Source organism: Flavobacterium cyanobacteriorum (genome assembly GCF_002251835.1).
Classification (GTDB): Bacteria; Bacteroidota; Bacteroidia; order Flavobacteriales; family Flavobacteriaceae; genus Flavobacterium; species Flavobacterium cyanobacteriorum.
On record NZ_NOXV01000157.1, the window covers coordinates 1 to 11154 of the forward strand.

Genomic DNA, 11154 nt, shown 5'->3' on the forward strand with positions numbered 1-11154 from the left:
CTCCCCGCCGCCTGCTTTTGCGGCGGGGAGATAGAGCGGATAGCGGGAAATGCGCCTGCGGCAATCCTATAGAAGGCTGCTCCAAATAATAAGGCACAATGGCCGAAGCGAGGATTTTCAGTTGTGTGTTTCAGGTTTATTCTGCTGTCATGTCCTTGGGCCGGGCGTTTTTGAAGGTGCCGGGTCTTCAACCGGAGGTGGTGTAGGTGCTGGCTCGGGTGAGTCCGGCTCGTTCTTCTGCCTGCACGATGCCAGCGCCAGTACAATGAAACCGAAAAGAATTATCTTTTTCATAGCTTTACAATTTAAGTTATTACTGTGTTATACCAATTTTTTGTGAATGTGCTATGGCTTCGCTGCTATTCCTGAAATAGCAGGTAGCAACATTCATGGATTCCATATTCTGCAGTGCCTTTACAGCTTTTTCTTTTTTACCTGCAGAGGTTTGCCTTATATAAACCGCTTTAACCGTCACCGGAAATATCTTGCAAATATCCTCGTACAAAAAAGGGTCCTGCTGGGAGTCATCGCCCAGCAGTATATACTGCAGGTGCGGATAAAACTCCAGTATGTGCTTTATTTTATCGAACTTGTGGTTATGGTTGCCCCGCCCTGTCACAAAAAAATCCATCAGGCTGGTCTTTATATCTTTTAATAAAAGCACTGCCCTGGGCAGTTCATGCTTTTGGGTAAATTTTACAATAAAGTTATACAGGTTCCACTCGCTGCTCGATACATAAAAGAAAGCATTCCTTTCTTCTTTATTATTCCTGCCGGCCGTACTAAGAGCCTGGTAATGTGGCACAACATCTTCAAACAGTTTGCGGTCGTTGATGTTCTTCCAGAGCAAGATGTAGAGCTTTTTAAAGAAGTTCCGTGTGTGCGATACCAGGAAAGTATCATCTATATCACTTATAAAACCCAGGTTACCTTCAAAAGGGCGGATATAGGTTCCTTTTTCCCTTACTTCCAGCCCGTTACTGCTATATGTACTTACATAATAATCCGTCCACCCGTAGCCTGCTTCTTCTTTCAGAGGGATACAAAACTTAAAGTAGCCGTCACTAAGGGTTTTGGTATGTATCCTTTGCCCGTTATGTTCCAGGTACACATCGGCATTGGGTATGGTCTTAACCCTGAACATCCTGATGATGGAGCGTGCATTTTTAAGACGTTTTTTTTCAAATTCATAGCTGCCGGCAGTATTGGGTTTAAACAGGTGGCCAAACACTATGAGTTCGTTTTCGTTGGCATAGCCGCGATAAAGTTTTATAATGGGCGTCATCAAAAAAAATTTAGGCTTTTGCTAAGAAGTTTGGTACTACAATTTACTAATTTTAAACAAAAAAATATCCTAATGAGTTCCCAAAAGAAATTTCTGTTTGTAGTAAACCCAATTGCCGGCGGAAATGATAAATCGGCACTTATTGAAGCAACACACGAATATGCCCGCAAAGAGGGTGTTACCCTTATTGAGTTTTATACCACGGGTGAAGACGATGAGGCAGCCATAAAAAAACTTTACGAAGAACATAAGCCGGAGCGTATATTAGTAGCCGGGGGTGACGGAACCATAAAAATGGCTGCTGAAGCTGTTCAGCATAATGATGTTATAATCGGGGTTTTGCCTGCCGGCTCAGCCAACGGGCTTTCGGTTGACCTTGACCTGCCCAACAGCCTGGAGGAGAATTTAAGGATCGCTTTCCATAATCATTACATAGAAATGGATATGGTGAGCATCAATGGCAGGAAAAGCCTTCATCTTAGTGATATCGGGCTCAATGCGGAACTTATAAAGAACTACGAGAACAGCAATATACGCGGTAAGCTTGGTTATGCACTACAGGCTGTAAATACGCTTTCCACTACCCGCGAACCGTTTGATGTTACTATAAAAGCCAATGGTGAAACCATAAATACAGAAGCACGGATGGTTGTTATAGCCAACACAAACCGGTACGGCACCGGGGTAACCATAAACCCGATAGGGAAAATGGATGACGGGAAGTTTGAAATAGTGGTGCTAAAGAACCTTGATATTATAGTTATAAGTAAAATACTGGCAGGAAATATACCGGTTGACAGCGAAAATGATGTAGAGATACTTTCAGCGGAAGAAGCGGAAATAACTACAGGTTTGCCTGTTTTTTTCCAGGTTGACGGTGAATATTGCGGAGAGGAGCAGCAACTCAGCATAAAGATACTGCCAAAGCAGATGAAAGTGGCCATTCCATAAACCCAGGCACCTAAACAGGTGCCTGGATTTTTTTACGGAACAGTAGTTTGTCAAGGCTGTAAGGGCCACTACCTATGGCAAATATGAGCAGGTAGGCTACAAAGAAAAGCTGCTGGTAGTACATGCCTACTATCGGCTCGGGTGCATCATACCATATATAGGAAATGATAAAGAACTGGAAGGCTAACTGCAATGCGCTCAACCTTGTGAGCAGCCCAAAGGCTATGAAAAGTCCGCCTAAAAACTCACCGTATATAGCCATATATGCCCAGAAAGAAGGTGAAGGGAAAGTAAAACCTATATCATGCACCTGGTTTATAAACCATGATGAAGCGCCGAAAGTTTTATTTTCCCAGTCTTCGCTTCCATTCTCATTTATCTTGTGGAACATTTTTGGCAGCCCTGCCCCAAGCGCTATAGATAAGCCAAGGTGAAGGCGGAAAATTAGATAGCATACTGCAAAAAGTTTAGAATCGACAGTTGCAGAACCTGTAAAAAACCGGATTAATTTTTTCATGACTGATTACGTATTTTAGATTAATAGTGAGGCAAAGTTCATTGTAAATCAATACGCAATCGCTTCAAATTATAATTTGAGACTTATTCTGTAACGCTTTGTGGAGCTGTTTCAAGCATATACTCACGGGGAGACTGGCCGGTATGTTTTTTGAACGCGCGGTTAAAAGTAGCTTTTGAGTTGAAGCCGCAATTGAAGGCAATACCCAGCAAGGTTTGTTTTTGCTGGTCTCCTTTTTCAAAGGCTTTTTTTACAGCCTCAACCCTGTAGCGGTTTACATAATCGTTAAAGTTCATCCCGAATCCTTTGTTTATGGCTTTTGATACCACGGCCACAGGCACATCTATTGCGCCGGCAACGTCTGGCAGTGTAAGCTCAGGATCATTATAAGGACGCTCTTCGTCAAAATAAGCACTGATTTGAGACTTAACTATATGCAAGCTTTCGTCAATTCCTGTATCGGGTACTCTTGCTTCTTTTATCGGAATTGCATTTTCTTCCGTATCGGTATACACAGTAGCTTTTTCAGGGGCCAGTAAAGAAACATCAAACGGAACTGTTGTGCGGAGGGTGTTGCTGTAGCCGCTTACAGCTATATAAGCAGTTATGATGGCAAAAAAGAAGAAAAACCACCATCTGGAGGTATAGCCGGCCATTTCAGGATAAAACAGTGTAACTGTATCATAAACAACACTCAGCAACAGTATGGTAACGAAAGCAGCCAGGAAGTTCCTTATCCATTTAAAGGTTAAAGTATCAGAATAGCTGATTACCTGGGGCATTAAATCCCGGTAAATTTTATAATACCTGAGCGATGCAGCCAGGTAAAAAAACATGTGCACAACCCCGCTAACCGAATACCATGTTTCAAAATCCCTGTCTGACCCGTCGGCTAAAAAGTAATATTTGTTGAGCACGAGCTTATCGGTTACCACGATTACAGCATTATACATTAGGTATAATATGCCCGGAAGGAAGTGTATGCTGTTTTTACGGGTCAGCCTGAACTTTGGATTAAGCAGGCTTTGTACATAAAAATATAAAGCAGGCCCTATAAAGTATATGTGCCGGAAAGGCGTGTAAAACATTATATCCCTGTAGGGCTGGTTGTCATACCAGCCGGCAAAGCCGAGCATCCAGGGAGCTATGTAAAGCGAACAAAAAAGCAGGAACAATGCCAGCCACTTAGGAGCAACCGTGCTGGTTTCCATTCCTTTTTTCAATAACAGCAAACTGTAGAGTAACCCGTATATAAAGAGTATTAGGAGCAGCGAGCTGTAAAAATTGAAATTGAATAGCATTTACTTAAATGGGTTGCGTTCTTTCCATTCCACTTTGGGATCAAAATAAGTAAACAATTTCCCCATAAAAAGGTTCAGTACAGGATTAGTATGCTTAATAATGCCATATACTTCTTCGGCTTTAGCGCCGACAGAACTTTTTATTTCCATGGCCGACCGGGCGAGTATTACATGCTTGAATTTTTTCTTTATGGCATAGGCCACCATATCATACAGCATGTTAAGATACAGCATTTTTTCTTTCTGCACACGGTCATCATACCCTAAAAAATAGGTATCCATATCAGGGCCGTTTTTTATAAGGGTACTGAATCCTGCCAGTTCGTTATCTATAAAATATCCGTAGAATAAAAAATCATCCTTCAATGATTCTTTAAAAATCTCAAAATGGTTTTCCGGTAAAAGAAATGTATTAAATGAGGCATTGTTTGCCACAGTAGCATACAGGGCATATATGCGGTCCCTATAAATAACTATATCTTCTTTTGTAAGTTTCTTTTTTTCAACACCGTGTGATTTTTTTCTTGCCCTGTTGTATTGCGTTCGGTATTTGGTGTTGATACTGGTAAGGTAATCATCGACAGAAGCCCATTTTTCCTTAATGCTGAATATCATGTTCGGCTGGGTACAAAACCTGAAGTAGCCTTTAAAACCTGCGCTTTCAAAATCCGGGAATTCTGATTCATTAAAATCTTTAACAGCCAGAAGGTTTATCTTCATGCGTTTTTTCCGGTAAATGCCCTTTATTACATCCAGCACATCCTTAAGCAGTAAAAGCCCTTCCTGTATGGTAATAGTATTTGCGAGTAAAAAGGCATTTTGGCCCGTCAGCATATTATTGCCGATAATGAGTATGTTTGAAGAAAAACGGCGGAACAGGTATTCTTTAACCCAATTGTTTTTTTTTGTGCCAAAAGGATTGATGCTGCACAGGTCTATATATTGCGCCAGGGCAATCCCGCCCAGAGTACCATTTTTATATAAGCCTATAAAAAAGCACTCCATATTTTTAGGAGGGGCTTTTTCCAGCAATGCCAGGTAGCGTGATGAAAGGAATATGTTAGGTTCTGCAATAGTGTCCCAGTCCTGTGGCAGGGCAGCCACTGTGGTAAAAATCCGGAAGTAAAGTTCTGACGCCAAGTTTGTTTGTTTGTAGCCCCCGCTACTGGCGCGGGGGCAGGGGTAATTTTTATTTCCAGGCGCAGATTATGCCGCCCATAATTCCGAGTGAAACAATAAAATATCCTGCATTTATAAGGATATACTTCCAGCTTTTACGCTCGAACAGCGAGTTAATGGCAATTAGCGGAAGCGCAAAGAAAATACCGGCAATAACACCATGCAGCACACCATGGCCAAAAGAACGGTGGGCATCCTTATAATCTTCCATAAAGGCGTGGAATGAAGGCAGGGCTTTTGCAGGGTCGCCTCCTGCCAGTTGCACGGCGCCAACCTGGTGGATAACAATCTGGTTAAGCATGAAAGCAATCATGAAAGAGAACAGGATGGTAAGTCCAAATACCTTTACCATATTGGCACCTTTGGCTTTTTCTTCGGTCATCCCGGATTCCCTCATCCATACGGTACCGAAAACTTTGGGATTATACCAGATAAAACCAATTGGCAGCGTGACTAAGGCTGCAAGTAGTGTAGCGAGTAAATTCATAATAATTGTTGTTTGGTTAGTATAACAAATGTAAATTTTTTATTTTAATGATTTAAAATTCTTAAAAATTATTCCTTTAAAATATATTTAATAAAATTCCAGGGCCTCCTGCGTTCCAAATAGGCAATATCATCTTCATTTTCGTAAGCTTCCTTTTCAAAGCATACATTCCTGTAGGCTTTGTACCTGTTGCCGTAATACAGCATCTTTACAATAAATTCAATACCATACCATAAATAGAAAGGCAAAATGAGCATCTCTGCCTGCTGGCGCAAGTGTATTTTTTCGTGGTTTATAAACCGGGTGTTACCCCTAAGGCTGCTGTCATTAACGATTATAAAAGGATATAATGCTATACCTGTAAAACCTTTCGGTATTAAATATTTTGTCGCTATGATTTTCATTATATGTAAAGTTCCTAAATTTGCGTGTATGTACAGCAATAATTCTGATAATAAATTAACCGAAGGTGAAGATTATTACCTTACGCCCGAGGGCTATAAAGTTTTTACGGAAGCATATCATTTAAAGCGCGGTTACTGCTGCAAAAGCGGCTGTCGCCATTGCCCTTACGGGTATGATAAAAAAACAGGAACATTAAAAAAGTGATTAATATTCAGTAAGCAGTTGGCATTAAGCCGGCTGAACACTGAGCACTGAACACCGGAACACTAAATATATGACATTTCACGAACAGATACAGGAAGGGATACCTTCTGTTTTACCGCAGCCAAAACCGTACGACCCGGAAATAAACCACGCACCAAAGCGCAAGGAAATATTATCAGCCGAAGAAAAGAAACTGGCACTGCGCAATGCACTGCGCTATTTTGAGCCGCATCATCATGTGGAGCTTATTAAAGAATTTAGCGAAGAACTTGAAAACTATGGCCGTATTTACATGTACCGCCTACGCCCGGATTATAAAATGTACGCCAGGCCGATATACGAATACCCGGGTAAAAGCGAACAGGCTAAGGCCATTATGCTCATGATACAGAACAACCTGGATTATGCCGTGGCGCAGCACCCGCATGAGCTTATTACGTATGGCGGTAACGGTGCCGTGTTCCAGAACTGGGCGCAGTACAGGCTAACCATGAAGTACCTAAGCGAAATGACCGATGAGCAGACACTTGTTATGTACAGCGGCCACCCCATGGGACTGTTCCCGTCTCATAAAGATGCGCCGCGGGTAGTTGTAACCAACGGCATGATGATACCCAATTATTCTAAACCGGATGACTGGGAAAAATTTAATGCCCTTGGCGTAACCCAATACGGGCAAATGACGGCAGGCAGCTATATGTATATAGGCCCACAGGGTATAGTGCATGGTACCACCATAACTGTTTTAAATGCCGGAAGGAAGATTTCGAAGAACGGCGAAGGCCTTGAAGGTAAATTATTTGTTACTTCAGGCCTCGGTGGAATGAGCGGTGCGCAGCCTAAGGCGGGCAACATAGCCGGATGTATAACCGTATGTGCCGAAGTTAACCCCAAAGCCGTACACACCAGGCATTCGCAAGGCTGGGTTGACGAAGTAATTACCAATATTGATGCCCTGGTGCAAAGGGTTGTAAAAGCTAAGGCCGGTAAAGAAGTGGTGTCTATAGCCTATCAGGGCAATGTGGTTGATATATGGGAACGTTTTGATGCTGAAGGTATTTATGTTGACCTTGGCAGCGACCAGTCGTCCCTTCATAATCCCTGGGCCGGGGGCTATTATCCCACAGGCTTGTCATTTGAGGAGGCCAACACTATGATGGCAGAGCAGCCGGAGCTGTTCAGGGAAAAAGTTAAAGATACATTAAGGAGGCATGCGGCAGCAGTAAACCGCCACACGGCTAAAGGCACATATTTTTTTGACTACGGCAATGCGTTCCTGCTTGAGGCTTCGCGTGCAGGTGCCGATATTATGGCTGATGACGGTATTAACTTTAAGTATCCAAGTTATGTGCAGGACATAATGGGCCCTATGTGCTTTGATTATGGGTTTGGGCCTTTCCGGTGGGTTTGCGCTTCGGGCAGTCCTGAAGACCTTGCCAAAACCGATGCTATTGCATTAAGGTTGCTGGAAGAAATGGCCAAAACAGCCCCTGCTGAAATCAAACAGCAGATGGAAGACAATATCCGCTGGATCAAGGGAGCGCAGGAAAACAGGCTCGTAGTAGGCTCACAGGCCCGCATTTTATATGCTGATGCCGAAGGCCGGATAAAAATTGCCGAAGCCTTTAATAAAGCCATCGCTAATGGTGAAATAGGGTATGTGATCCTGGGCCGTGACCACCATGATGTATCAGGTACCGATTCACCTTATCGTGAAACATCTAATATTTACGACGGTTCAAGTTTTACGGCTGATATGGCCATACATAACGTGATTGGAGACAGCTTCCGCGGGGCTACATGGGTAAGCATACACAATGGTGGCGGAGTAGGCTGGGGTGAGGTTATAAATGGGGGATTTGGTATGGTTCTTGATGGTTCTACTGATGCATCAAGGCGATTACAATCAATGCTTTTCTGGGATGTAAACAATGGAATTGCCAGGAGGAGCTGGGCCAGGAATGACGAAGCCATTTTTGCTATAAAAAGGGCTATGGAAGCTGAGCCGCTGCTTAAAGTTACACTCCCTAACAAGGTTGATGATGCTTTATTGAACTAATAATTCAGTGAGTTGGTTGCCGGTGCTTTTTCTTTCTCTCCGAACCATTAACTTTTGGATTATGAAAACTATAAAATTGCTATCGTTTTGTTTGCTAACGGTTATTGTTAGTTCTTGCAGCTCCGTCAGGGTTACATCTGATTATGATGATAATGCTGATTTCAGCGGGTATAAAACCTATGCATTTTTTAAAGAGGGTATTGATAAAGCCGATATATCTGACCTTGACAAAAAGAGGATAATGCGCGCTATTGATGGCGAGTTTGCCAAAAAAGGCTTTACCAAAAGCGAAAAGCCGGATATGTTAGTGAATATATTCACAAAATCAAACAAAGTCATTAATGTAGACCAGTTTTATCCCGGCTTTGGCTGGGGGCCCGGATGGGGTTGGGGCTGGGGGCCCGGATGGGGCTGGGGCTGGAACAATACTTTTGTAAGCACCTCTACCGAAGGCACGCTGTATATTGACCTTATTGATGCCAATAAAAAAGAACTGGTTTGGCAGGGTGTGGGTACAGGTGTGCTTACTATGGACCGCGACGCCAAGCAACAACGCATAAATGAATTTGTAGCCAGGATACTGGCACAGTTCCCGCCGCAGAAGAAGTAATGCTTTTAAATTTTGCTTTTGTACCTCTATGAGTGGTTTTAGGTAGTGTTTCTGCAAAACCCGCAGGTATCTACTTCCTGAAAATTGCTACTGATAAGGGTACCACAATAGAAAAATTAGTTAAAGAATAGCCGGTGCATACTAATTATCCTGTTTTATAAGTTTATATACCAGGTTTTATCACCTGTTATTAGTTATTACTTTGTTTTTGTTCAGCCGCAGCTTTTTGTTGCGGCTTTTTATTGTTCAAAATCATACCGGATAATTGCAGTTTTAAAAGATAAAGTTTAAAATTCAAGGATTTTAGGTGAAGATTTCATAATTTTACGATAGAAATATAGTAAAGCCATGAACGCGACTTTTGAAACCAATCCTTTAATAGAAAGGCTGCCAAAACACTTAAAGCAATTTATAAAGCCACAGGACTACCAAGAATATACACCCATAAACCAGGCGGTATGGCGCTATGTTATGCGAAAAAATGTAGATTACCTGAGCAGGGTTGCCCACAGTTCTTATCTTGAAGGGTTGAAAAAAACAGGAATTGAGATAGACAGTATACCGAGCATGTATGGCATGAACCGTATTTTGAAAGAAATAGGCTGGGCTGCCGTGGCGGTTGACGGTTTCATACCACCCAATGCGTTCATGGAATTCCAGGCTTATAATGTATTGGTAATAGCATCTGACATACGGCAGCTGGAGCATATTGAGTATACACCGGCTCCAGACATTATCCATGAAGGAGCGGGGCATGCGCCTATTATTGCTAACCCTGAATATGCCGAATACCTGCGCCGTTTTGGCGAAATAGGCTGCAAGGCCATATCATCGGCACATGATTATGAGATATATGAAGCTATCAGGCTTTTATCTATCTTAAAAGAAGCTGAGGGCACGCCAAAAGAAGAAATTGAGGCCGTAGAAAAACGTGTTGACGAATTGCAGAATGCTGTTGTGGAGCCAAGCGAAATGGCGCTGATACGCAACCTGCACTGGTGGACTGTGGAATACGGGCTTATAGGCACCGTAGACAACCCTAAAATATATGGTGCCGGGTTGCTTTCTTCCATAGGCGAAAGTACCTGGTGCATGACCGATAATGTAAAAAAAGTCCCTTATGATATTAACGCTGCCTACCAAAGCTTTGACATCACTAAGCCGCAGCCACAGCTTTTTGTGACCCCTGATTTTGCACGCTTAAGCCTTGTACTTGAGGAGTTTGCTAATAAGATGGCGTTGCGCACAGGAGGTTTATCCGGCGTGCAGAAGGTTATCCAGTCAAAAGCGCTGGCAACTGTAGAGCTTAGCACCGGCTTACAAATCTCAGGGGTTTTTACTAATGTGATAGAACACGAAGGTAAACCCGCTTATATACAAACAACCGGGAAAACAGCCCTGGCTTACAGGGAAAAAGAACTTGTTGGACATGGAACATCTTATCACGCTGAAGGGTTTGGCAGCCCTGTGGGCAAGCTTAAAGGCATAAACCTAGCCATTGAAGATATGAGCCCGCGTGACCTCAGGGCTTATGATATATATGAAGGCGAAAGGGTGACGCTGGAGTTTGAGGGCGGCATAACAGTATCAGGAGAAATAATTACCGGGACACGCAACATACAGGGCAAAATCATATTAATAAGTTTTAAAGACTGTACTGTTACTCATGGCGGCAATGTACTCTTCCGCCCGGAATGGGGTGTGTATGATATGGCCGTAGGGAAAAAAATAGTTTCTGCCTTTTCCGGGCCTGCCGATGTCAGCAGCTTTGACCTGATTACCCACGTTCCGTCAAGCCAGACTATAAAAGCAAAAAAATCTCCCGAAAGGGAAGAACTCGAAAGCCTCTACAGTAACATACGGGACATTAGGGAGGGCAGGGATGCGCGGATGGCCATTGATGAAACATTTAAGATACTTGTAAAAAACCATCCTCATGACTGGCTGCTGTCAGTAGAAACTGCTGAGCTGTTGCAAAAGGACAACAACGGGAGCCTCTTGCAGGATGTAATGGCACACCTTAGTGTTGTGAAGCAGCGCCGGCCCGAAGTGGCTCACCTTATTGATGGGGGGCTCGACCTTATATTTGAAAAAGAAAAAGCTATTTAACCCAAAAAGTTCATTAGAGTAAATTTCTAACTGGCGGTCATTAGAAG

The 11154-nt window shown here is 42.9% G+C and carries 13 protein-coding genes; 6 read left to right on the forward strand and 7 right to left on the reverse strand.

Annotated features, from left to right (window positions below):
* Positions 1-147 precede the first annotated feature (147 nt).
* Together CHU92_RS15755 and CHU92_RS02515 are read right to left on the reverse strand one after the other, a co-directional pair.
* On the reverse strand, positions 148-294 hold the full coding sequence (locus CHU92_RS15755; RefSeq protein WP_165764572.1) for a membrane lipoprotein lipid attachment site-containing protein: 147 nt from the start codon (positions 292-294) through the stop codon (positions 148-150).
* 19 nt (positions 295-313) lie between these two features.
* Entirely contained in the window at positions 314-1285 is a 972-nt protein-coding gene (locus tag CHU92_RS02515) for an App1 family protein (protein ID WP_094412281.1), read from the reverse strand.
* Positions 1286-1357: 72 nt separating this feature from the next.
* On the opposite strand from CHU92_RS02515, the gene CHU92_RS02520 reads away from it, so the two are divergent.
* Entirely contained in the window at positions 1358-2236 is an 879-nt protein-coding gene (locus tag CHU92_RS02520) for a diacylglycerol/lipid kinase family protein (protein ID WP_094412283.1), read from the forward strand.
* A gap of 10 nt (positions 2237-2246) precedes the next feature.
* On the opposite strand, the gene CHU92_RS02525 is transcribed toward CHU92_RS02520, so the two are convergent.
* The 5 genes from CHU92_RS02525 to CHU92_RS02545 form a co-directional block, all read right to left on the reverse strand.
* Positions 2247-2753, reverse strand: coding sequence for a DoxX family protein (locus tag CHU92_RS02525; protein WP_094412285.1), 507 nt, complete (start codon positions 2751-2753; stop codon positions 2247-2249).
* A gap of 83 nt (positions 2754-2836) precedes the next feature.
* Entirely contained in the window at positions 2837-3964 is a 1128-nt protein-coding gene (locus CHU92_RS02530; RefSeq protein ID WP_165764573.1) for a helix-turn-helix domain-containing protein, read from the reverse strand.
* 90 nt (positions 3965-4054) lie between these two features.
* Entirely contained in the window at positions 4055-5194 is a 1140-nt protein-coding gene (locus CHU92_RS02535) for an 8-amino-7-oxononanoate synthase (protein WP_094412289.1), read from the reverse strand.
* Positions 5195-5243: 49 nt separating this feature from the next.
* Positions 5244-5720 carry a DUF1761 domain-containing protein gene (locus tag CHU92_RS02540; RefSeq protein ID WP_317044670.1) on the reverse strand — a complete coding sequence of 159 codons (477 nt, stop codon included), beginning with the start codon at positions 5718-5720 and terminating at the stop codon, positions 5244-5246.
* Between the two features lie 68 nt (positions 5721-5788).
* Entirely contained in the window at positions 5789-6124 is a 336-nt protein-coding gene (locus CHU92_RS02545; protein ID WP_094412293.1) for a hypothetical protein, read from the reverse strand.
* Between the two features lie 28 nt (positions 6125-6152).
* Here CHU92_RS02545 and CHU92_RS15760 point away from each other — a divergent pair, with 28 nt between their 5' ends.
* The 5 genes from CHU92_RS15760 (at position 6153) to CHU92_RS02565 (ending at position 11107) form a co-directional block, all read left to right on the forward strand.
* Positions 6153-6329 (forward strand): DUF5522 domain-containing protein, encoded by a 177-nt coding sequence (locus tag CHU92_RS15760; protein WP_165764574.1) that lies wholly within the window; start codon positions 6153-6155, stop codon positions 6327-6329.
* A gap of 70 nt (positions 6330-6399) precedes the next feature.
* Entirely contained in the window at positions 6400-8388 is a 1989-nt protein-coding gene (locus tag CHU92_RS02555) for a urocanate hydratase (protein WP_094412298.1), read from the forward strand.
* Between the two features lie 61 nt (positions 8389-8449).
* Positions 8450-8998, forward strand: a complete 549-nt coding sequence (locus CHU92_RS02560; RefSeq protein WP_094412300.1) for a DUF4136 domain-containing protein — start codon at positions 8450-8452, stop codon at positions 8996-8998.
* A gap of 32 nt (positions 8999-9030) precedes the next feature.
* Positions 9031-9129 (forward strand): T9SS type A sorting domain-containing protein, encoded by a 99-nt coding sequence (locus CHU92_RS16220; RefSeq protein WP_129582989.1) that lies wholly within the window; start codon positions 9031-9033, stop codon positions 9127-9129.
* Between the two features lie 217 nt (positions 9130-9346).
* Positions 9347-11107 (forward strand): aromatic amino acid hydroxylase, encoded by a 1761-nt coding sequence (locus tag CHU92_RS02565; protein WP_094412302.1) that lies wholly within the window; start codon positions 9347-9349, stop codon positions 11105-11107.
* The last annotated feature ends 47 nt before the right edge of the window (positions 11108-11154 follow it).

Excerpts from the sequence above, each read along its gene's own strand:
- CHU92_RS15755 (WP_165764572.1), bottom strand. The coding sequence starts at position 294 with ATGAAAAAGATAATTCTTTTCGGTTTCATTGTACTGGCGCTGGCATCG.
- CHU92_RS02515 (WP_094412281.1), bottom strand. The coding sequence starts at position 1,285 with ATGACGCCCATTATAAAACTTTATCGCGGCTATGCCAACGAAAACGAA.
- CHU92_RS02520 (WP_094412283.1), top strand. The coding sequence starts at position 1,358 with ATGAGTTCCCAAAAGAAATTTCTGTTTGTAGTAAACCCAATTGCCGGC.
- CHU92_RS02525 (WP_094412285.1), bottom strand. The coding sequence starts at position 2,753 with ATGAAAAAATTAATCCGGTTTTTTACAGGTTCTGCAACTGTCGATTCT.
- CHU92_RS02530 (WP_165764573.1), bottom strand. The coding sequence starts at position 3,964 with ATGGAAACCAGCACGGTTGCTCCTAAGTGGCTGGCATTGTTCCTGCTT.
- CHU92_RS02540 (WP_317044670.1), bottom strand. The coding sequence starts at position 5,720 with ATGAATTTACTCGCTACACTACTTGCAGCCTTAGTCACGCTGCCAATT.
- CHU92_RS02545 (WP_094412293.1), bottom strand. The coding sequence starts at position 6,124 with ATGAAAATCATAGCGACAAAATATTTAATACCGAAAGGTTTTACAGGT.
- CHU92_RS15760 (WP_165764574.1), top strand. The coding sequence starts at position 6,153 with ATGTACAGCAATAATTCTGATAATAAATTAACCGAAGGTGAAGATTAT.
- CHU92_RS02555 (WP_094412298.1), top strand. The coding sequence starts at position 6,400 with ATGACATTTCACGAACAGATACAGGAAGGGATACCTTCTGTTTTACCG.
- CHU92_RS02560 (WP_094412300.1), top strand. The coding sequence starts at position 8,450 with ATGAAAACTATAAAATTGCTATCGTTTTGTTTGCTAACGGTTATTGTT.
- CHU92_RS02565 (WP_094412302.1), top strand. The coding sequence starts at position 9,347 with ATGAACGCGACTTTTGAAACCAATCCTTTAATAGAAAGGCTGCCAAAA.